Below are 23,108 nucleotides of genomic sequence, written 5' to 3' on the forward strand. Positions count from 1 at the left end.
CAATTTTAGATAGAAATAAAATATTAATGGACTTGAATAGACTTGTTGGATGCAAGTATTTTGAATAAAAGTGGGATTTAAAGAAGAGAAAATTAAATAGTTAAGTAATGAATACAACAGGAATTGGCTTACTGATATTACGCTTGTTTATAGGAATCCGTGTTATTTACGGTATAATAGACAATGTATTCAGTATGAAACACATGAAAGAATTCGCTTCCTTTCTGTCGCAATTCGGTTTTCCGATACCTATCGCCGCAGCTTTCCTGTCTGTATATACGCAATTAATTGCAGCAACGCTCATACTAATAGGTTGGAAAACTAAATATGCAGCCGGAATATTAGCATTCCACTTCCTGATTGCACTCGGCATGGTACACCTTCAAAACAACGATAGCGTCGAAGCGATGACACCTGCCCTTGCAATCTTTTGTATATCGCTCGCCCTCTGCTTTATGGGAGCGTGTAAGTATGCATTAGACCCTTTAAAAAACAGCAAAAATGAACTCCTATGATTGATATAAACATCCCCTACAGCGGTAAGAAACAAAAAAACATGGCTTATATTTTTTTAGGCTTAGGCATTGCAGGAATTCTCTTTGCTTATTAGGCTTACTTTATCAAAACAGAAGGAATTCTCTTTGGGCGCGTGACGTCAGTATTTATTACGCTCTTAGGGATTGGCGCCTTTCTAAAATTATCAATCGCACCGAAAAAAGCAACAGACATCGCTATCGCTATCAATAGACAGGGAATTACAGGCAATACAACGCCTATAGCGCGCGCTGCTGGCTTGATTGAGTGGAAAGACATCGTTGACTATCAAATTGAACAGGGGCGCTTATTAGTCGTTCTAGTCGATCCTCAAAAGTATGCCGATCGGATGAAAAACTTCTTCGTTCGGGACACTTTCATGAAAGGTCAAAAAGGTATAATTACCATCTCATTCGCAGAAACAGACAGCACATACGAGGAAATTGCAAAATATATGATCCATTATGTTGATCATAACTCAAAGGTAATTTAACAAAAAGCCCAAAAAGCATCATCTTAATGATACCGTCGGGTACTGAATATAAAAAGAAGGTGTCTAAAAAGGCACCTTCTTCTGTTTTATAGCTTTTGCGATTCCATTACTGTTTTCATTTTTGAGTTTTAAGCAGTAAGTCTATATTTTGTGGTTTTAACGCTCCTGACTCCAATTTTTATCGTATATAGTGTTTTATCGCTATAACCATTTCGAAACAAGACATCGTTTGCCCACTTTTTTGCCCATTTTCTGAGGTTATGAGCAATGGCCATCAAACCGAACTCTACAGCGACTTTCTCCAGTCCTTTCATCGTGAACCGGGTAAACTTGTTGTTGCTTTTCATCTGACCGAAAACAGCTTCCACTTCTATGGGTCGCTTGCTTCGATGGTACATTCCCTCTTCTGATAGCAGTCTTTTTCGGGCTTTAGCCTTGAGCTGATCAAGCCTGTGGTTCACTTCAATAATACGATTGCCTTTTGCTTTATGGCACCCACTGCGCATTGGGCAGCCTTCGCATCGCTGAGCCTGATAACAGCTTACCCGGGCAGTATATCCATTGGTACTAACTCTGGTTGCATGACCGATATAGCTGAGCTTCTGTCCGGCCGGACATACATAATAGTCATCTTGCTGGTTGTAATACAGATTCTGTACCGAGAAAGGATCCTGTTTATGCTTGCGCTTCTGTTCCACATGAAAGTAATTGTACTTGACAAAGGCAGTTATGCCCTGTTTTTCCATCAATTCATAGTTCTGTTCACTACCATAACCGGCGTCTGCTACAAGCTGTTCGCTTTGTTTTCCGTAATGGGACTCAAAGCCTTCCAAATGTTCCGGCAGGGTTGTGGTGTCGGCAGTTGTTTGATGGATGCTGTAATGGGTGATGAACTGATCTTCGGTGCTGATTTGGGTATTATAGGCTGGCTTAAGCTGGCCATTCTTCATGTGGTCCTCTTTCATCCGCATAAACACAGCATCGGTATCGGTCTTGCTATAACTATTGCGATCTCCCAGTACTTCCAGTTGCTCTTCATATTTCTCTAGTCGAGGCAAATAGTCCTCTTCAAGTTTCTTAAGCTGCTTATCAGTAGATTTATTGGCTCCTTTGAACTTGGCATTGATCGCTTCGATCTTTTCCTTCAACCGACTGCTATCAATGGCCTTGCTAACTTCTTGATGCCCTAATGAAGATTGGTCTTGGGCGATCTGAGCCTCGATTTCCGAAAGAACCGAAGCAATGTTTGCTTCTAGCTTTACCTTATTCTTCTCGACCGATTTCTTCCAAACGAACGTATAACGACCAGCGACCGACTCGATCTTGGTGCCATCAACATATTGAACTTTCAGGCTAACATACTCCATATCATGCAGCATACGAACGATACTTGCAAACAGCTCTTGTATCTGTCCTTTAAGACGCTTTCCTCTGAAATAATTGATCGTACGATAATCAGGTGTGCTATTGCCCGAAAGCCACATGAAATGGATATTCTCTTGTAAGGCGCGCTCAATTTTTCGGCAAGAATAGATATTGCTTAAATAGGCGTAGAACAGCACCTTAATGAGCATTCTAGGGTGAAAACTAGTGGTGCCTCCGCCTTTATACTGACGGATAATATGATCTAGATCCAACTGATCAACAACCTGACTCACCAACCGAACCGGATGGTTCATTGGAATACGATCTAAAATATTCTCAGGAAATAGACTCGGACTATTGGATGGAAGCGCTTTGAATTGTATGTTTGCCATATTGTTTTTTTGGGTGCACCTTAAGATACAAAATCTTAAGGACAAAAAAACAGAAAAACCCCGCCATTTTTTAATGACGGGGTTCTTTCTTTAAGAGACCTTTTTAGACAGCCCCTTTTTATTGAGTTTATTTTATAACTACTTCTTCTTTGGCTTGCTGCTCATTACAAACTGTAATTCGCCTCCGCTCATCAACTGCTCATGTGTAATTTTGAAATCTTTAATCTCTTGTCCATTCCAACTCACATTACTTACATAAACGTTCTTCTCGCCTTGATTTTTAGCAAAAATCTTCAATTCTTTACCATTTTCTAAAGCAATGCTTGCCGATTTTACCAAAGGGCTCCCAATCCAATAGTGCGCATCACCGGGCGCCACAGGATAAAACCCTAGGGAAGTAAAGAGATACCAAGCAGACATTTGACCGCAATCGTCATTTCCACCTAGACCATCTGCCCCATTATTGTATTGATGACGAATAATCTGACGAACCTTCTCTTGAGTTTTCCATGGACTTTTCGTGATATTGTACAAGTAGGCTACGTGATGCGAAGGTTCATTTCCATGCACATAGTTGCCGATAATTCCCTCACGAGTAATATCCTCTGTTTTTTCAAAGTATTTATCCGGCAAATGCATGCTGAACAAGGAATCTAAATAGCCTTCAAAACGCTTCTCTCCACCCATTACATCTTTTAAGCCATTTGGATCATGCGGTACATACAAAGAGTAATTCCAAGAATTCCCTTCAATAAAACCTTGCCCATGTGTATCTAACACATCGAATTCTGCTCTAAACTTACCCGATTTATCCTTCGGACGCATAAATCCTATCTGCTCATCATAAACGTTCCTCCAATAGTTCGCACGTTTATCAAACTCCGCAGCGATATCAATATGTCCTAATTTTTTAGCGATTTGAGCAATACACCAATCATCATAGGCATATTCTAAGGTATTGGAAACCGATGAAGTCGAAACCTCATCAGGTACATAACCCAAATCAATATACTCACCAATACCTTCATATCGACGCGCATTTGCCGTAGATATACAAGCTTTTAGCGCTGCCTCAGCATCCCCTTTGTACACCCCTTTTAATATGGCATCCGCAACTACCGAAACCGAATGATAACCAGACATACACCAGTTATCGTTGGCATAATGAGACCAAATTGGCAACATGCCTAATAAAGACTGATCATAATGTGCCATCATCGATGAAACGATATCCGAATTACGAGACGGATTAATAAGATTTAGCCAAGGATGGAACGCTCTAAAGGTATCCCAAAGCGAAAAGGATGTATAATTAACAAAACCATCGGCCTTATGAATCTCTTGATCTAACCCTTTATATTCCCCATTGGTATCCATGTATTCCGTCGGCATTAAGTTCGCATGATAAATTGAAGTATAGAAATTCACCAAATCGGACTCATTCAACATATCGACCTTAATTTTTCCTAATTCTTTTTCCCAGGCATCTTTACCTTGCGCTACAACCTGATCAAAATCCCAGTTTGGCACCTCTACATCCATATTGGCAAGCGCATTCCGCATGCTTACTGGACTCAAAGCAACTTTCATCATTACCTGCTCTGAAGATTCGGTATCAAAATCCAAATGTAGCTTCACATTGTGTGAGGCTAAATCTGGGAAGTTATCGCGTTGATTAAATTTTCTCCAAAAACCTTTATAAGGTGTTTCTTTATCATAATACTTCGCCCCGTAGTTCTTAAAAGGCTTCGATGTTTTAATAGCAAAGTATACGGTACGTGTTCTCGCCCAGCCGTTCGTTTGACGATATCCCGTAATGGTCGAATCATTCAGCACACGGACGACAGTCCACACATTTTTTTCATCGTAATTATAAATTCCAGAAGTCAAATCCAATATGATGTGTGAATCCTCAGATTTTGGGAATGTATAACGATGCATCCCTACTCTTGTGCTCGTTGTCAGCTCAGCGAGAATATTATGCTTATCTAGTTTTACTTTATAATAATTAGGTTCTGCCACTTCGTTATCATGGCTAAAAGGCGAGCGATAACCATCTTGTGGGCGATCCGCCGTTCCAGGGTTCAACTGCACTTTACCCTGCGTTGGCATCACTAAGATATCACCCAAATCCGAGTGTCCTGTTCCGCTGAAATGCGTATGACTAAAACCTACAATCGTCTTATCCTTATACTGATAACCTGCGCAATATTCATAAACCGTTCCAGTGTATTTACCATTAAAAGCATATGGGATCGTATCTGTATCAGGACTTAATTGCACAGCTCCGAAAGGCACCGTAGCGCCAGGGAATGTATGCCCCATTTTAGCCGTACCAATTAGCGGATTTACATAGTCAGTCAACTTTTTTTGTTGCGCAAATCCTAAACTAGGAAGTACTGCTAACAATAAAAATTTTCCAATTCGAGTATAGTTCTTATTCATTCAAATGTTTTATAGGGATGATTTATAATCTAATGATTCTTAAAATTACGTATTTATTAAACGTTTTAGCAAGATAAACTCCAATAATATCAAGAAGATTTGGGAAATCCATCTTGTTCTATCCTGCTTTTTTGCCAATACTAAGGATAAAGATTGTCGATATTATACAGGCAGAGCCTAACCAATCCATTAAGCCAAAAGGAACTTGCAACCAGATAACTGCCATGAACGCAGCAGATAAAGGTTCTGCGGACCCTAACAAACTCGCCGTCTGTCCGCCTACTATTTTCACTGCCGATAGATACGCAAAACAAGGTATCAGCGTACCAAAGATGACGATGAAAGAAGCATATGAAATTGCTTGAGAATCCCATTGTCCCTCAATTTTCCAGGGCGCATGTACAAAACTGAACAAAATACCGCCGATGAGCATCGCCCAACCGACAATAATATGCGCCGGATATTTTCTTAGCAATTTCGTAGGCTGTAAGGAGTAAATCGCTACAGCGACTGCCGATGCCAAACCTAGCGTAAGGCCAAGCGGAGAAATCGAAAGATTATCGAAGTTTGCATGTGTGACAAGCAGAAATGTTCCGATGACAGCAATAAACAATGCAATGAGCTCCTTTAAGCTGGGAACTTTTAACGCTTTAAGAGATAAATAGATAGCGATAATTACCGCTCCTAGAAATTGAAGAATGGTAGCTGTCGCAGCATTGGAATATTTAATCGCAGCAAAATAGGTGTATTGAATGGTTACCATACCAGCAATACTGAATATGATTAGCTGAATAAGGTCGGACCGATTTTTCCATATACTAAAAAGCGATTGGCGTTTATCAAACGATGAGATCAACAAAAGCAGGCTTCCAGCGACCAGCAAGCGCACGGTAATCATCCACTCGACATTGACGCCCCGTTCATGAAACAAGAACTGTCCGAAAGTACCCGATACCCCCCACAGGGTAGCGCCTATGATGGCCAATAAAATTCCCAACCAGGGCTTAGTATTCGCTGCCCCTTGCCCTTCTGTTGGAACTGAACTTGAAGAAGGTTCCGTAATCATCTTCTATTGTATAGTCTTTTAGTTCTAGTTTAGTCAGTAGCCATTCTAATTACCAGGAACGGAAACAGCGTATTAGCATTCCTTTTAGATTGGCATTGATAAATATCAGGTAATCCTCGCTAGTAACCTGATTAGTATACGCTCTTGGAAATCTTATTTAGTAAGCTCTTCGCTTGATTTAGATCCGCATTCCAATGATCTGTTCGCTCGACACTCTTGAATTTCTCAATGGCCTTATTTAGTTCGGAAAGCTCATTTGAATGCGCTTTTCTATTTAAAGCCTTTGATACAATTCGTACTTTTTCAAAATCCTGAATTCCTTCCAGCATCCGCTCGTATCGTATCGAACTACGTCCTTTTGGATAAACGATATAGGTATCCCCCGCTGGCCAAGTACGGAATCTAGAATCTTGCAGCGGATTCTCTACCCAAGAATTAAAAGCCCAACGCAACATGCCATCAAAACCAGTCGCTTGCGCATACCAACCTAAATATGTCGATTCCGCAGGGTCAGAAAACGTAAATTGATTTGGAAAACCATCCGAGCAACAAATATAGAACGTCGTATTTAATCCTCTTTGTTTTCGATCTTTTAAATCCTGTTGAGAAAAAGGATGCTGTGCCGATATGCTGATATCATCACTATCGGGATAACGTTGATAAGTCTTTTGGTTATCAGCATAAGATACGCCTAATTTTGGTGACACCTTCTTTAGAAGCGCCAATGCGGCATCCATTTGCTCGCGTTCACGCTCATCCATCGCGATATTTGTAATCTCTAACCAGCCCTTAGACTCTAAATGCTTAACGAAATCCGTTAAGAAAGGTGTCCAGAGTTCTTCAAAAATTGCTGTCCCCGGCTTAGCAACAACATTTACTAATTTGCCAGTAGCCTCATCAGTATAATGGATTTCATTGTTCCAAGGCACAATGGAATAACAGTTCAGCATATCCTTAACCCCTAATCCCATCATAAATTCAACCCAACGGTCAAAAACTTGATAATTATAATGCCAAGCACCATTCTTTTGTTTGGTCCAGCTAATCATATCTGCATAAGGATCATAAGTCTGAACGTTCCATGGATCTTTATTGATGGTCGCTGTAATAACCTTCTGCCCTGCATCGGCTAATCGTTGCATTACCGGCTTGAGCGCCTCAAAATGTGCATCAGACCACATCTCCAATCCTTCAACCCGCGCTACAGCAGAGGGATGTTGCCATTGATCCAAATGAAAACTCCATTCGCTTGCCGGCGGCAAAACTTGGTCAATCACTTCGACTTTCAAGCTACTTTCCCATGTCTTTTGCGCGTCTGCTTTGACTTTCACCTTAGCCGTATAATTTCCTTTAGCTGCTTCTCGAGGAATATTTACAGTGATCCAAACGGGGCGCGCAGTCTTTGCATCGATGTCCATAGATTTCAGATCATCGAGCATATCAGGAGACAACGATGCGGCAAAGTCTTCAGGTTTACGATGTCCACAGCCAGCAGCGAATTCATCAGTCATCACATACCGAACAAAACGTGCTTCAGCAATATTCGCAGGCAACACCGGTCCTTTATCCGATCTAAAGTCTGAAATTTCTATTTGAATATTCTTCAACGGAGTAGAAGACCAAAGTAAGATCTGTGCAGAAACACGCTCTCCTCTCCAGCCTTCAATCTGTTCTTGCTGCTTAATCGTAAGTGATGGAGCAACAGATTTTGGATACCGACGATCAATCGATCCAAAAGAAGCATGCAGACCTGGCTTTACGCGAGACCAATCGGAATTTACATCCTTCGTCGGATCCGCCAATTCAGTAAATTGAGCAGCTAAAGCCGGCTTTTGTTGTGCAGAAAGCGGATTTAAAGAAAAAACAAAAGGCAGAGCGGCAAGGATAATGGATAAAGGGAATTTTGGTCTCATAAAGCGTTAGATTTAATGCAATTTAACCTTTTGTTTGGTATTTTTAGATATAAATCAGCGACTTTTCGCGGTTTCAGACAAGAAAAATTAGGATAAGCTCGTTTCTTTCAGAATAATGTAGATACCAATGATTAAGATTAAGTAACCAAATGCGATTTTCAAAAACTTATTGGATACGCGCTCCGCAAGATAGAATCCGATGAAAATACCCATTAAAGTCGAGCCGGTATAACTCAACAATAAATTCCAATCAAACGAAGCAAACTTTTCGCTATCGCCAATTAGTCCAAAACAAGAATTGATGGTGATAATAATAAGTGAAGTTGCGACTGCCCGACGCATCGGCAAATGGTAAAAATTGACAAGGGCCGGAATAATTAAAAACCCTCCACCAGCGCCAACAAGACCAGTAACCAAACCAACTAAGGCTCCTTGCGCAATAATCAGACTAATCGGAACATGTGGGCGTTCAATTTTTGGAAGATCCTGCTTTTTCAAGCTAAAAATCATACTGAGTGAAGATGCAATCATAACTACCGAAAACAACAACATCAGTGCGGTCCGCTGCTCGATTGCATAATCCCCAATATGAATCACATCGGGAACCAGCGGCAGAATATAAGACCGCGTAAAAAACACAACAATCAAAGAAGGTAAACCGAAAGTTAATATTTTACTTAAATCAACTTCTTTACGAATTAGTCCACGCAAACCACCAACAAATGAAGTCACTCCAATTGCAAACAACGAGTAAGTCGTGGCTATTACAGGATGTACAGACATCACATATACCAAGATTGGAACGGTCAATATGGTCCCTCCACTCCCTAGCATACCTAAAGTGACTCCAACAAGTACTGCCAATATACAGCCAATAATTAACATCAATGATTCGCTTTACTTAATTCAAATATTTGAAATTAAAAGTAGGAGAAAATAAGCAAAGAAAAAACCAAGTAAGATGATAGGAATACAAGGAATTTTGAATGAGAGAGACTAATGGAATTGACTTTAATCTCCTAGTCATCATCTATTTCATTGAAACATTTCTAGACATTCCTTCTACCTCCTTCGCAGCTCAACCCATTAAGTTGGAACCATCTTCCTGAGATGTCTAAACAATCGTTGGAAAATTCGGAATACGAATCACTGCCAAAAAAAAAAGATTGGGCAGATCTAGAGAAAATCTACCCAATCTATTGACTAACAAATTATAAAGAATGAATGTTTACTTCTAATTTACGGTATCTATACGTGCTGTATCAACCGTTGTGGAATCCAATTTCAAGACGCTTTTATCAGGTTCATTAATATTATACCTCGACACATCATCCTTCTCAACAGGTGAAGGTGTGGTTTCCTCTCCTTCTTTGGGATTATTGGAATTACATGCTGCGAACAACATGCTCGAAAGCAAGAAGGTGAAACCGTATTTATTAAAATTTTTCATGCTTTTTCTTCCTTTTGTATACTTTCTAAACAAGTACAACCTAGAAAAGTTTTATTTTTTCGAAATTAAGTCCCAGATAAGTAGCTGAAAACTTTATAATTATATCAATTTAATTAAAGTTCATTTCATAAAAAATCCTGTTTCCCGAGCCGGGAAACAGGCATAATTTAGGATATATTGGAAGGGAATACTATAATTTTTCGCCGTGCTGAGAAAGATCTAATCCGACCTCTTCTTCAGCTTCTGTAACGCGTAATGGACTAATCATATTGGTTACTTTTAATAATATAAATGCCATCACTAACGTAAATACCGTTGCACCGATTAAACCAATAACATGTGCGGTAAATAAAGAGGTTTCTCCGTAGAATAAACCATTGGACTCAATTGCTGGATTGATTTGCTTGCTCGCAAAGACTCCCGTTAACAACATCCCTACCATACCGCCAACACCGTGACTCGGGAATACATCTAAAGTATCGTCGATCTTCGAGCGTGTTCTCCAGTCGATTACAAAACGACTTACAACCGCTGTTACCGCCCCAATTACTAAGGAGTGGCCAAAAGACACAAATCCAGCTGCTGGTGTTATCGCGACCAATCCTACTACTGCCCCGATACAAATGCCCATTGCGGATGGTTTAATGCCGCGTGCGGCATCTAGAAAAATGTAGGTCAATGCTGCAGCGCCTGAAGCTGTCGATGTCGTAATTAATGCGGTTGCTGCGAGCTCTGATGCAGCAAATGCTGATCCGGCATTAAAGCCAATCCACCCAAACCATAGCATACCGGTTCCTAATAAGACATAGGTAATTCGCGCTGGCGTATGCTCATGATAATTCTTACCCTGACGAAGAAAGATTGCGGAAGCAAGTGCGGTTAGTCCTGCCGACATGTGAACAACCGTTCCACCAGCAAAGTCTAACACGCCCATCTTCATTAAGATGCCATCTGGATGCCAGGTCGCATGCGCCAATGGTGCATAGATAAAGATGAAGAATAGACAAATAAATAGTACAAACGAGGTAAACTTGATTCGCTCGGCGAACGCTCCCGTAATTAGGGCTGGTGCTATAATCGCAAACTTAAGTTGATATATTGCGAACAATGCAAATGGTATGGAAGAGGCCCCTGCCCATGGTTTCTCTTCCAGTACACCATTGAACATAAAATACGATGTTGGATTTCCGATGATTCCACCAATGGATTCACCAAACACTAAACTAAAACCGAAGACTACCCAAACGACAGCAATAACTGCCATACAGATAAAACTTTGAAGCATGGTTGAAATAACATTCTTTTTTTTCACCATTCCACCATAAAAGTAAGCCAATCCCGGCGTCATAATCAAAACTAGAGCCGTAGAAGTTAACATCCAGGCGATATCAGCGTAATTATACTCGAATTCATTATTAATTGCTGGTGCTTTCGAGAAAAACAACGAAATTAACACTACAAATCCCATTAAAACAATAGGTAAATACGATTTTTTGCCTGATAGTGTCATATATTTTACAATTATTACATCAAAAATAGAATTTTTATATCGTTTTCAAAATATTTTTATGATTTTTTTGAGAATTTTAAGGATTATTTTTGATACAAATAGAAATTCCATCAATTTTTAAATCAAATAAAACAAACCCTCACCCGTATACGGCTGACTTTTTATCCTATTTCACGAATGAAACTATTAAAAAAAACAATACACTCGTTTTTTTTATTATTAAATAGCAAATAGGCTTAAAAAATGAAGTAATTTGGCAATTAAGAAGAAATAATCTCGATGGAAGAGCTATTTAAGATCTATAAAGTTGACAATAAAGAAGCATTACGCATTCAAAATGAAAAGAACGACCCTCATAATCATAATTTTGAGGAGCTGGTTATTGGCATAGCTGGAAGTATCGAGCATTTTATTGATTTTGATGCAGAAACATATGACGCTCCTTTTGTTAGCTTCGTCAGTAAAGGGAAGATACATCGCGTAGTTCCTCTGTTGAAGGATGGCCTCTGCGATTTTTGGGTCCTTCGCTTTAAAAGTGAATTTATCCCAGAAACCACATTCAATCTCTACGCTTATTATCATAAGAGCGCAACACTAGCTTTCGAGAGCGGTCGTTGTTTTAATCGAATCAATCAGATTTGCGAGATGATAGACGAAGAGATGAAACAAGAAAAGCCCGAACTATCCATCGTCCGTGAGCTATTGCAGAGTCTATTTAGTATGATTGAAGCGGAGCGCAAGAAACAGCATGCTGATAACAATCTGCTCTATCGGAATCAAGATACGACCTTTAAGAACTTTTTATCGATTCTAGAGGAGAATTTCCGTCGTGCAGAAGGGGTAAATTACTATGCAGAGAAGTTATTTATGAGCTCTAGAAATTTAAACGCTATTACCCAAAGCATACTCCAGCAATCAGTATCTGAGATTATTGAAACTAGGAAATTAATTGAGGCTAAAAATCTGTTGTTAACAACTGATAAAAGCATCTCGGAAATTGGATTTGAAATCGGTTATACGGATAAAGCATATTTCGCTAGTGTGTTTAAAAAGAAGTCCGGACAAACCGCTTCGGAGTTCAGAGATGAAATGCGCAAACTTATTTCCTAATTCCAATACTTTTTCTCCAAATTTTCATACCTATCCCCTGCATTCTATACCGATATTTGTTTAATCAATTGCAAAGGACATTTACAATGGAAGATATGAATAGAAAACAATTTTTAGCTGCTGCGGCAACCTTGCCATTGGCAGGCGCCGCAATGAAGTTAAAATCTCTAAATAAATTCATCGATGGATTGGATTCGAGTTCCACCATGCCTGTTTTATTCTTAGGTCATGGTAGCCCGATGAATGCAATCGAGGAAAACGAATTCGTACAGGGTTTTCGTCACGTTAGTACGGAGATTGAAAAGCCGAGGGCTATTCTAGTGATTTCAGCGCATTGGGAGACACGCGGAACCTTCGTAACGGCAATGGAGAATCCTTCTACTATTCATGATTTTGGAGGTTTCCCGCAAGCATTGTTCGATGTACAATATCCAGCACCGGGATCTCCCGACTTGGCAGAAGCTGTTCAACAAACAATAAAGAGTAAAGAGATTCATTTAGACGATAAATGGGGATTAGATCACGGTAGCTGGTCTGTCGTAAAGCATATGTACCCAAATGCAGACGTGCCTATTATTCAAATGAGTATTGACTATAATATGGCTCCAGCACAACACTACGCATTAGCGAGAGAATTGGCAGGATTGAGAAAAAAAGGTGTTTTAATTATTGGTAGCGGAAATAACGTTCATAATTTACGCATGGTCTCTTGGCAACATCTGAATACTGTCGGGTATGCATTTGATTGGGCGAAGGAAGCAAATGAAACGATGAAAGGATATATCCTTGATCGCAACCACCAACCTTTAATCGACTTTCACAAACAAGGTCGCGCTTTCGAATTGGCAATTCCTACACCTGAGCATTACCTCCCAATGATCTATGCTTTAGCATTGCAAGAGAAAAACGAGGAAATACAGATTTTCAATGATGCCGCTGTAGCCGGAGCACTGACGATGACCTCATTAAAAATCGGATAATAATAGAAAGGCTGTCATTTTAGACGGCCTTTTTCTTTTACAAAAGGGCTTCCCACGCTTTTAACCTCTATTTTTCGGTATTTCACCGAAAGACAATTTCACCGAGAATTTTCACCGAATTAATCCTGCGATTAACCGAATATTTTATTAGCTACGCCTATTCCCTATGGCGCCGCCTTGCCTATTGATATACCTTTGAATCAAACAATTAACAATAACTATCACTAATTTAAATGTATAACATTATGAAAACTTTAATCACTTTAATCGCAACGGCAGTATTCACATTCTTAACTTCCACTTTATCAGCTGCAAACATGCCTGATCCACTAAAATTCGCTAAAGTGGAAACCATCATCGATCATTACATCAATGCTACGGTAAAAGGTGACACGGAATTACTAAACTACCTGTTCACTGAAGATTTTACACAAACTACGCCTAACAAACAAAACAAAGAAAAGCACAATAGAAAAGAAGTAATCAATCATTTAAAAACACTAAAGAATGTAGAATTCTCTTGTGATACTGATGTCGAGTTTATTGAAAAGAATGACGATTGTAGCATCGTAAAGATCACTAAATCATTCGCTAACTTTCAACGAATTGACTACGTAACGATGTGTAATACGGAAGAGGGTTGGAAAATCAACAAAGTCTTAGTTGCTTATCCTGCTCGATAAGAACAATCCAGAGAGATTAAGCATGTCCGCTTAAAAAAAAGGTATCACCGCATGATACCTTTTTTTTATTTTACTGATATACAAGACATCCACTTGTATTCCAAAAGCTTTGACTGTCTCCCTCTTTTGGTCCTTGAGGAATATGTACTCGAATGGTATGCTCCCCCGCGGAGAGATCTCCAAGATCTATAAAAACAGGATTCGTAATCGTTCCGGGGCACCAATTGGAGCGACTTAAGTCTGAGGATGATAAACCATTTTCAAAGTTGCCGCTAACGGGATTATACAATCGATAACTGCCACAATCGAGGCGCCAAGGCGTAAACTTCATTTTTAGCTCTGTATCCAAATAGATACTATTTGCCTTAGGCACAAACTCATCACCGTTACCCCATCCCCCATGACCTGTTGTTATATATCGCAACTTCACATTCTTTAAATCTTGATCTAATTTAAATTTAACTTCCAATCCTTGTTCATAAGCATACATCGTTGGATAACCCTGTCCTCCCATCTCCATGATGTTCGTCGTATTGAACAAGGGCATTACTTTCGCGTTTTGCGCATAATTAGAAGCGCCAGGATGGATTGTAAGCGTTAAACTAATCTTATGTCCACCTTTATCATAGTTTCCGATATAAGTGCCTATATAAACGTCCTTACCTACGATGGTCTGCATAAACTCGGAGATATCTTGACGGTAACTAACACTATCTTGCCAAGTTTTCCCCTTTAGCTGCAATCGATCATTAAAATGGGAAACTCCAAATGGCGTAAAGAATCGCATTAACTCCAAGACTGGAGAAAATCCTTCCGTACGAACCATTCCCGGATATTGCACCCCTTTCTCTTCCGTGTACATCGGAAGTGTAGCCATACCGTTCTTCATTCCATCAAGAAAACTCTGCTTTTGATCTTCTGCAATTAAGAATACAGAACCGGTCCTATCATATGCATCGCCATTAGATTTCTCAATCAATTCGATAAAAGCCTGACTATCTTCGCTAACCGCTGGAATCTTGACCTTCTTCAAGATCACCGTTCCTTCTGCAAAACGTAAAATTGAGTCTGACTTAATCCCTGGTTGGAAGCAAATTTGTTCATTGCTGAAGATTGGAACCTGTATGAATTTACTTTTCCATAAGGCATCCTTATAACTTAAATCATCTAATAAGCTGGATTGTTCGGGTTGAACAAAAGCTTTCGGCCAGCTTTTTAGCTTCTCGATAGAAGCAACACGGATCCCTGAATTTCCATTTCTACGGTATTCTAAAACCAAACCCAATTCCTGTCCGATTAAATTTGGAGAGGCATGCAAACCTAAATCATTAGTATACCAAATATCTATTGCATTCGAATTAATCGAAGTACGTGCTAATTTTGTTGGATGCTTCAAAAGCTTCTTTGCACCCGTATCTTGTTGCACAAAACTTAATGTCTTGAAAATATTAGGATCTAAACTTGAAATTGAACGGTCTGCAGATAGTTGTGAGGTTCTATAGCCCTTCTTCTCTTGGATATCTACGAATATTTGTTCTGTAGGATAACGTAGCTGTCCTGACAATACGCTTTCTTTGGTTATAAGGTATTTGTCCTTATTCACGAACATTACAATCGGATCCTGCTTCAACATAGCTCCATCCCGAAAAGCATGGTAGGTAATTTTGTATGTTTCTTGTGCCTGAAGCTGTCCGAAGAAGCAAGCTAAAAAGATTGAAAGGACGAATCTATTTAACATAAGTTTTTTTATAATATCTCTATTATTGTGTTATTTTCCATTGGATGTGCTGTACAGATCAAACAACGGCCATTTTCCACCTCTCGGTCAGTCAATACTTCGTTGTAATCCATGCGTACAGATCCCTGCGTTACTTGTGAAATACATGTACTGCACATCCCCGATTTACAGGAATAAGGTAACTTCAGTTTATGTGCTAGACCTACATCCAAAACACTTCGATCATAAGGTACCGTCAGCAAATGATCTTCTCCTTTAAATCGGATGACGATATCATAGCTAGTCATATCAACTGGTTCTTCGTCTTTTTCATCCTCATCTTCTTCCTCTTCTGGAAAATGGAAAGTTTCACGTTTAATATGATCATCAGGAATCCCCATCCCTAATAGCGTAAATCGACACAAATCCATGTAGAAAAGTGGGCCACAGGTATAAAATAAATCTTCGGCTCCCCCACTGTTATACTTTTTAACAAGTTCTAAAATATAATCTCTATTTAATCGAGCCTTCAGCAAGTTCTTCGTATTCGACCATATCCATTCTATATGCAAACGATCTGGATAATTCGCCTGCCATTCTAATAGTTCGTCGTAAAAAATGGTTTTCTCCTTAGAGCTGTTACTATAAACTAATACAATCTTACTATTTGCTTCAGTAACCAATACAGTCTTTAGAATTGAATATAAGGGGGTGATGCCGACACCAGCACCAAAAAGAAAGATAGTGCGCTGTTTGTCTTCATTAGGTTCATATACGAAAAGTCCCTGTGGTTCCATCACTTCGATGATATCCCCAACTTGCATTTGATGATGCAATAACCTTGAAATCTCACCATTATCAACGCGTTTCACCGTAATTTCATACGGTTCATTGACATCAGGTGAACTGCTAAAAGAATAAGAACGACGAACCTCTCGCTCTCCAAATGTAAAGGATAAGGTTAAAAATTGTCCCGCCTTATATTTAGGAAAATCATTAGACAGATCCTCAAATCGGATAGAAATATTAGAATTTGGATGCGGAATGATCTCTGAAATCTTAAAATTATACATGTTTCAAATATAGGAATTTGATAGAATAGTAAGATATAGCAAAGTAGATATAAGCCTACGCTAGATTACTAAACAAAATTGGGATATCGCGTTCCTCTAGCCCGTTACGCTAACTGCACAACAAAAAAGGTCACAGTTGCCTGTGACCTATATATTTTATAATAACTTAAGCTAATTACAACTTACGTTTGATTTCTACTTGCTCGAATGCTTCAACGATATCTTTCTCTTGCATATCGTTAAATTTATCAATACTTAAACCACATTCGTAACCTTGAGAAACTTCTTTCACATCATCTTTGAAACGTTTCAATGAAGCAAGGCGTCCTGTGTGGATAACAACTCCGTCACGAATAACTCGGATATCATTGTTTCTATTGATTTTACCATCAAGAACCATACATCCCGCAATTGTACCAACTTTAGAAATCTTAAATACCTCACGAATTTCAACCTCAGCAACAATCTTCTCTTCTAATTTCGGAGCTAACATACCTTCCATCGCTGATCTGATCTCTTCGATCGCATCATAGATAATAGAGTACAAACGAATATCGATTTGCTCATTCTCTGCAAGCTTGCGCGCACCTTGAGTAGGTCTAACTTGGAAACCGATGATAATCGCATCAGATGCTGAAGCTAACAATACATCAGATTCAGAGATCGCACCCACTGATTTGTGGATAATATTCACTTGAATCTCATCTGTAGAAAGTTTCAATAATGAGTCAGATAATGCCTCGATAGAACCATCCACATCACCTTTAACGATGATATTAAGCTCTTTGAAGTTACCAATCGCTAAACGACGACCAATTTCATCAAGCGTAATATGTTTAGTAGCACGCATTCCTTGCTCACGTTGCAATTGAAGACGTTTATTCGCAACTTGACGCGCTTCAGATTCACTTTCTAATACATAAAGTTTATCACCCGCAGTTGGTGCACCCGACATACCTAAGATCTGTACCGGTACAGATGGTCCTGCTTCCTTAACACGTTCTCCTCTTTCATTTGTTAAAGCTTTCACTTTACCAGAGTAAGAACCCGCAAGAATTGGATCTCCAACTCGTAACGTACCACCTTGAACAAGTACTGTAGTTACAATACCGCGTCCTTTATCTAATGCAGCTTCAATTACAGAACCAACGGCACGTTTTTTAGGATCAGCAGTTAATTCTAATAATTCAGCTTCTAATAAAACTTTCTCTAATAGTAATTCTACATTTTCACCAGTCTTCGCTGAAATCTCTTGAGATTGATATTTACCACCCCAATCCTCAACTAAGATATTCATTGCCGATAATTGCTCACGAATACGATCAGGGTTTGCACCTGCCTTATCTACTTTCGTAAATGCAAATACTATTGGTGAACCCGCAGCCATCGCATGGTTGATTGCTTCTTTTGTTTGAGGCATCACCGCGTCATCCGCCGCAATAACAATGATTACAATATCCGTTACTTTAGCACCACGAGCACGCATCGCTGTAAAGGCCTCGTGACCCGGAGTATCTAAGAACGTAATACGACGTCCATCATCCAATTTCACAGCATAAGCACCAATGTGCTGAGTAATACCACCCGCTTCACCTTTGGTTACATTAGCTTTACGGATATAATCTAATAATGAAGTTTTACCGTGGTCAACGTGACCCATCACTGTTACGATTGGTGCACGAGGAACTAAATTTGCCGCTGTATCTGGCTCTTCTAATTCAGCAACTTCTTCATCTTCTGGTTTAATAAACTCAATTTGGTAACCGAATTCATCAGCTACGATAGCTAATGTTTCTGCATCTAAACGTTGGTTAATCGATACAAACATACCTAAGCTCATACAAGTTGCAATAACTTGTGTAACTGGAACGTCCATTAAATTTGCCAACTCATTCGCTGTTACGAATTCTGTAACACGCAAAACTTTAGACATCAATTCTTGTTCTAATGCCGCTTCTTCAGCTGATGTTGCTATATCATCACGCTTTTGACGACGAAGCTTCGCACGTTGAGCAAATTTACCTGATTTACCAGCACCGCTCAATCTCGCTAATGTAGCTTTGATTTGATCTTGGATTTCCTTTTCTGTAGGCTCTTCTTTAACTACATCAGGTTTTCTACGATCTTGGTGACGGTTGTTATTCCCACCTCTATTACCACTATGTGGATTCGGGCCTCTGTTACCAGGACGATTATCGCCAGCTGGTCTCGGACGGTTTCCATCAGGTCTATTTTGGTTAGGATGCTGTCCTTGGCCAGTTGTTTGGTTTTGATTATTTCTATCAGCACCATCTTGTTGTCCTACAGGTCCGTTTCCTTTATTCGTACGCTTACGCTTACGTTTATTGTCATTATTGTTTCCTGCATTCGCGGAGGAAGAAGCCACCGGCTTATGCGGTTTAGAAACTGGCAATTGAATTTTACCCACTACTTTCGGACCACTTAATGTTTCCGAACGAGCGCGAATAACCTCATCTTGAGGTTGCTCTTTTACTGGCTGCTGAGCAGGTTGTTGCTTTACAGGTTCTGGCTTTTTCTCTACCACTGGTTGTTGTTTAACTTCTTTTACGGGAGCTTCTACCTTAGGTTGTTCAACCACTTTTATTGGCTCCTTTTTTTCTTCTATTTTTGGCTGTTCTACTACGGGTTTAGCAACAGGTTCCTCTACTTTCTTCACAGGCTCTACAACCTCTTTCTTCTCTTCTACGACCTCTGGCTTCGGCTTCTCTCTTACTTCAACTTTCGGCTCCTCTTTAGGAGCTGGCTTCGCACCTCGCTTCAAACTATCCAAATCAATCTTTCCAACAACCTTTAAAGCAGAATGATGCTCGTCGGCAGTTTTTTCCTCCGCAATCTCTGCGGCTGGAGCTGCCGTCGTATTCTTAATTAAAATCTCTTTTACCTCGCTATTTTCTTCGCGCTGCTCAGCAGGCTCGTCAGATGTAGAGCCTTGCGTAGCAGTTGGACCTTCTTCACGGCGAATCTTACCAATAACAATTTGTTTAGCTTCATCTTTGACATTCTTGTCGCCCTGAAATTCCTTCAAAAGAACCCCGTATTGATCAGCACTTAATTTAGTGTTAGGTTTTGAATCTACATCAAATCCTTTTTTCACTAAAAAGTCAACTGCCGTACCAATCCCAATGTTGAGCTCTTTTGCCGCTTTAAGCAAGTTTATACTTTTACCTTCTGACATCTACTAACTATAAAATGAGTTTCTTTTACAAAAATATGTTTTTTTACACGTATTTAACAATTTTTTACAAATTGTTAAGCAAGCAAAGCTTGGGCTGAACTTTATTCAAATTCAGCCTGTAGGATCCTTACGATTTCACGAATCGTATCTTCCTCTAAATCTGTACGACGAATCAATTCGTCCTCAGTAAGTGATAACACCGATTTCGCTGTGTCTAAACCAACGCGTTTGAATTCGTCGATGATCCAGCTTTCGATTTCGTCTGCGAATTCTTCGATATCCACATCCTCCTCTTCTTCTCCGGTCTCACGGTATACGTCGATTTCGTACCCAGTTAATTTACCTGCTAATTTAATATTATGACCACCACGACCAATCGCTAACGATACTTGGTCTGGTTTTAAGTACACTGCAGCCGTCTTGTTCTCATCATCTAATTTGATAGAAGAGATACGTGCTGGACTTAGTGCACGTGTGATATACAATGAATTGTTTGTTGTGAAGTTGATAACGTCGATATTCTCATTACGTAATTCACGAACGATACCATGAATACGAGAACCTTTCATACCCACACAAGCACCTACTGGATCAATACGGTCATCGTATGATTCAACCGCTACTTTAGCACGCTCACCTGGTTCACGAACGATTTTCTTGATCGTAATTAATCCGTCAAAAATCTCAGGAACTTCTAGTTCGAACAAACGTTGTAAGAATTCAGGAGCAGTACGAGAGATAATAATTTTAGGATTACTATTCATCATATCCACTTTATGAACTACCGCACGAATGCTATCGCCTTTCTTGAAATAATCCGCAGGGATTTGCTCTGTTTTAGGAAGAATCAATTCGTTATTATCTTCATCTAATACAAGAATCTCTTTCTTCCAAATCTGATAAACCTCACCAACTACTAATTCCCCTTCACGGTCTTTATATTTTTTGAAGACTTCGTCTTTCTCTAATTCTAAGATTTTAGAAACTAAAGTTTGACGCGCTGCTAATATTGCACGACGTCCGAAACTCTCTAAGGTAATTTGCTCGATATAATCATCGCCTACTTCTAAATCCGCATCGAACTTATGAGCCTCTTCCAATTCGATTTCTAAATCGTCATCTTCTGAGAAACCATTTTCCATAACGACACGCGTACGCCAGATCTCTAAGTCACCATTATCAGGGTTTACAATAACGTCTACGTTCTCGTCTGTTCCAAAGCGCTTCCGAATCATGCTACGGAAAACCTCTTCTAACACCGTAATAACTGTAGGACGGTCAATGTTTTTAAAGTCCTTAAACTCCTGAAAAGAGTCTATCAAGTTAATATTACTACTCATTTCTATTTAAATGAAATTAACACCTTTGTTTCTTTTATTTGATTGTAGGGAATTTCTACCTCAACGGATTGAGCTTTCTTTCCTTTTTCTTTTACTATTTCTTCTAGGTTGAAAGAAGTCTCGCCTGCATCAAGTAATTTCCCTTCACGCTTCGCACCATCCAACATCAACACTTTCACATTTCTTCCAATATTCTTTTGATACTGTCTGCTCAATAATAATGGTGTATCGATACCGGGAGAAGAAACCTCTAAACGATAAGCCTTATCGATTACATTTTCTTCTTCTAAATGGAAACCAACATGTCTGCTAACTTGCACACAATCTTCAATTGCAATTCCATTATCACCATCTAGAAGAATCTCTAACACGCCACTTTTCAAAAAACGGATACTTACAATAAATAGATCTTCTCTATCAGCGATTTTCTCTAGAACTAGTTCTTTTACGCGCTCTTCAACCTGCATAATTTAATAAATGAATTAAAAAAGGGGGCATACCATGCCCCCTTCCTTTCAGATAGTACAAAGGTATAATTATTTTTTCAAAAACGCAAAACAATAATGTTAAACAGCATTTGAATTAATTTTTATCGACAACAGCGTTAATCGTTTTCTGCATCTGCGCCATCATTGACGACAAGCCTTCTAACGTAGGCTCGGGACTAGGCTCAGGCAATTCGGTACTAATAAAAGCTTTCGCTTTCCAAATTTCAATTATATCTCCAGCTTCAACCCAATATGGCTCGTAGGATTTATTATCTGACACCAATTTCAATCCTTTATCCTCTTTATATTTCTGTCCAATACGCTTATAAACAATACCATCATTGGAAGACACAACCACATAAGTCTGTCCGGTCTTGATGTCGTGCCAATTTTCCACATATTCCGCAATGATTAACGATCCGGAAGGTAATGGCAACATAGAATCTCCTTTAATCTCAAAAGCACGATAGGTACCTTGATTAAACATAGGCAATGAAAACTTCGGTAACTCCTTAACATATTCAGGATCCCCATAACCATTTAAGTACCCAGCACTCGCTTTAACAGGCACCAATTCGATATTCTCACGATCATCTGAATCAACAGTAACACTTAATACACGTAGGTTCGACGCATTACTTTTAGGATTCGGTTTCCATTTATCATCAATAACATCGTTTGCTAATTCATCCATAGACAACTCATAAAACTCTGCTATTTTTCTTAGCAACTCATATTTAGGCTCTGCCCTATCCTCTTCATACGCTCCGACAGAGGCACGCTTAATTTCCATTAAATCAGCAAATTGTTGCTGTGTAACCCCTTTCTTCTTTCTAAGATACTTTAGATTTGATGCGATGTTGGACATATAAATATTTTTAAAATAAATTTTTGAAATACTAATATTATTAGTAATATTGTGCCAATAAAATTAGTAAAACATATTTAAATAACCAAATATTTTAGCTAAAACAAGAGAATAAGATGAAAGCACACCATTTATACATCAGTACAGACGCCAACAGAAAATTTCTTCAACTAGGAATTAGCAACGACATGATCTTATTGCAACAACATATGCAGGATTCAACGAATAGTGGCCTGTTTTCAACTTCTGTATTAAATAGAATAGTATATCTAGAAAGTTTCTCGACAGCTCTAGAAGCCGAGAAAAGATACCAAGAGCTTTGTGGATTGGGTCGCATGGTGCGCGAACGGTTAATCCGCAAAAACAACCCCAACTGGTTAAGTCTAAGCCTGCCGTTGCCTGGACTTAACCCTAATAAAAAAGCCGCTGTTTTCGCTTAACGCTAAACAACGGCCTTAACAACCTTACCCACACTAAATCTATTT

General features: G+C 39.3%; 18 protein-coding genes and 1 pseudogene. 6 read left to right on the plus strand and 13 right to left on the minus strand.

Annotation, left to right across the window (positions count from 1 at the left end; translation table 11 throughout):
• Positions 1 to 107: 107 nt before the first annotated feature.
• Together GFH32_RS11170 and GFH32_RS11175 are read left to right on the plus strand one after the other, a co-directional pair.
• Positions 108 to 515 carry a DoxX family protein gene (locus tag GFH32_RS11170; RefSeq protein WP_153511681.1) on the plus strand — a complete coding sequence of 136 codons (408 nt, stop codon included), beginning with the start codon at positions 108 to 110 and terminating at the stop codon, positions 513 to 515.
• Between the two features lie 134 nt (positions 516 to 649).
• Complete coding sequence (locus GFH32_RS11175) at positions 650 to 1,027, plus strand: hypothetical protein (RefSeq protein WP_153511682.1); 378 nt, start codon at positions 650 to 652, stop codon at positions 1,025 to 1,027.
• A 236-nt stretch (positions 1,028 to 1,263) separates the two neighbouring features.
• Here GFH32_RS11175 and GFH32_RS11180 read toward each other — a convergent pair.
• The 7 genes and pseudogenes from GFH32_RS11180 to GFH32_RS11210 all read right to left on the minus strand — a co-directional run.
• Positions 1,264 to 2,784: pseudogene (locus tag GFH32_RS11180) on the minus strand (IS1182 family transposase); the annotation flags it as partial.
• 138 nt (positions 2,785 to 2,922) lie between these two features.
• On the minus strand, positions 2,923 to 5,229 hold the full coding sequence (locus GFH32_RS11185; RefSeq protein ID WP_153511683.1) for a GH92 family glycosyl hydrolase: 2,307 nt from the start codon (positions 5,227 to 5,229) through the stop codon (positions 2,923 to 2,925).
• A 118-nt stretch (positions 5,230 to 5,347) separates the two neighbouring features.
• Positions 5,348 to 6,295: an EamA family transporter gene (locus GFH32_RS11190; RefSeq protein ID WP_153511684.1), complete on the minus strand. Its 948-nt coding sequence runs from the start codon at positions 6,293 to 6,295 to the stop codon at positions 5,348 to 5,350.
• Between the two features lie 131 nt (positions 6,296 to 6,426).
• The gene (locus GFH32_RS11195; RefSeq protein WP_153511685.1) at positions 6,427 to 8,208 is read right to left on the minus strand and encodes a DUF4091 domain-containing protein; all 1,782 of its coding nucleotides are present in this window, start codon (positions 8,206 to 8,208) and stop codon (positions 6,427 to 6,429) included.
• A gap of 87 nt (positions 8,209 to 8,295) precedes the next feature.
• Positions 8,296 to 9,093, minus strand: a complete 798-nt coding sequence (locus GFH32_RS11200) for a sulfite exporter TauE/SafE family protein (RefSeq protein ID WP_153511686.1) — start codon at positions 9,091 to 9,093, stop codon at positions 8,296 to 8,298.
• A 349-nt stretch (positions 9,094 to 9,442) separates the two neighbouring features.
• Positions 9,443 to 9,658 (minus strand): hypothetical protein, encoded by a 216-nt coding sequence (locus tag GFH32_RS11205; RefSeq protein ID WP_153511687.1) that lies wholly within the window; start codon positions 9,656 to 9,658, stop codon positions 9,443 to 9,445.
• A gap of 190 nt (positions 9,659 to 9,848) precedes the next feature.
• Positions 9,849 to 11,168: an ammonium transporter gene (locus GFH32_RS11210; protein ID WP_153511688.1), complete on the minus strand. Its 1,320-nt coding sequence runs from the start codon at positions 11,166 to 11,168 to the stop codon at positions 9,849 to 9,851.
• A 279-nt stretch (positions 11,169 to 11,447) separates the two neighbouring features.
• On the opposite strand from GFH32_RS11210, the gene GFH32_RS11215 reads away from it, so the two are divergent.
• From GFH32_RS11215 to GFH32_RS11225, 3 genes are all read left to right on the plus strand, one after another.
• Positions 11,448 to 12,278, plus strand: a complete 831-nt coding sequence (locus tag GFH32_RS11215) for an AraC family transcriptional regulator (protein ID WP_153511689.1) — start codon at positions 11,448 to 11,450, stop codon at positions 12,276 to 12,278.
• Positions 12,279 to 12,373: 95 nt separating this feature from the next.
• Positions 12,374 to 13,258, plus strand: coding sequence for a 4,5-DOPA-extradiol-dioxygenase (gene ygiD / locus GFH32_RS11220; protein WP_153511690.1), 885 nt, complete (start codon positions 12,374 to 12,376; stop codon positions 13,256 to 13,258).
• A 245-nt stretch (positions 13,259 to 13,503) separates the two neighbouring features.
• Entirely contained in the window at positions 13,504 to 13,941 is a 438-nt protein-coding gene (locus GFH32_RS11225) for a nuclear transport factor 2 family protein (protein WP_160366907.1), read from the plus strand.
• A 70-nt stretch (positions 13,942 to 14,011) separates the two neighbouring features.
• Here GFH32_RS11225 and GFH32_RS11230 read toward each other — a convergent pair whose 3' ends face one another.
• The 6 genes from GFH32_RS11230 to GFH32_RS11255 all read right to left on the minus strand — a co-directional run bounded on the left by GFH32_RS11230 (position 14,012) and on the right by GFH32_RS11255 (position 22,623).
• On the minus strand, positions 14,012 to 15,679 hold the full coding sequence (locus tag GFH32_RS11230; protein WP_153511692.1) for a PNGase F N-terminal domain-containing protein: 1,668 nt from the start codon (positions 15,677 to 15,679) through the stop codon (positions 14,012 to 14,014).
• Positions 15,680 to 15,687: 8 nt separating this feature from the next.
• Entirely contained in the window at positions 15,688 to 16,731 is a 1,044-nt protein-coding gene (locus GFH32_RS11235) for a ferredoxin--NADP reductase (RefSeq protein WP_153511693.1), read from the minus strand.
• Positions 16,732 to 16,906: 175 nt separating this feature from the next.
• Entirely contained in the window at positions 16,907 to 19,927 is a 3,021-nt protein-coding gene (gene infB / locus GFH32_RS11240) for a translation initiation factor IF-2 (protein WP_153511694.1), read from the minus strand.
• A 101-nt stretch (positions 19,928 to 20,028) separates the two neighbouring features.
• Positions 20,029 to 21,267 (minus strand): transcription termination factor NusA, encoded by a 1,239-nt coding sequence (nusA, locus tag GFH32_RS11245; protein ID WP_153511695.1) that lies wholly within the window; start codon positions 21,265 to 21,267, stop codon positions 20,029 to 20,031.
• A 2-nt stretch (positions 21,268 to 21,269) separates the two neighbouring features.
• Positions 21,270 to 21,734 carry a ribosome assembly cofactor RimP gene (gene rimP / locus GFH32_RS11250; RefSeq protein WP_153511696.1) on the minus strand — a complete coding sequence of 155 codons (465 nt, stop codon included), beginning with the start codon at positions 21,732 to 21,734 and terminating at the stop codon, positions 21,270 to 21,272.
• A gap of 115 nt (positions 21,735 to 21,849) precedes the next feature.
• On the minus strand, positions 21,850 to 22,623 hold the full coding sequence (locus GFH32_RS11255) for an XRE family transcriptional regulator (RefSeq protein WP_153511697.1): 774 nt from the start codon (positions 22,621 to 22,623) through the stop codon (positions 21,850 to 21,852).
• A 116-nt stretch (positions 22,624 to 22,739) separates the two neighbouring features.
• Between GFH32_RS11255 and GFH32_RS11260 the strand changes: the two genes are divergently transcribed.
• Positions 22,740 to 23,063: a GIY-YIG nuclease family protein gene (locus GFH32_RS11260; RefSeq protein WP_153511698.1), complete on the plus strand. Its 324-nt coding sequence runs from the start codon at positions 22,740 to 22,742 to the stop codon at positions 23,061 to 23,063.
• The last annotated feature ends 45 nt before the right edge of the window (positions 23,064 to 23,108 follow it).

Origin of the sequence: Sphingobacteruim zhuxiongii, from assembly GCF_009557615.1 — a bacterium.
Lineage (GTDB): Bacteria > Bacteroidota > Bacteroidia > Sphingobacteriales > Sphingobacteriaceae > Sphingobacterium > Sphingobacterium zhuxiongii.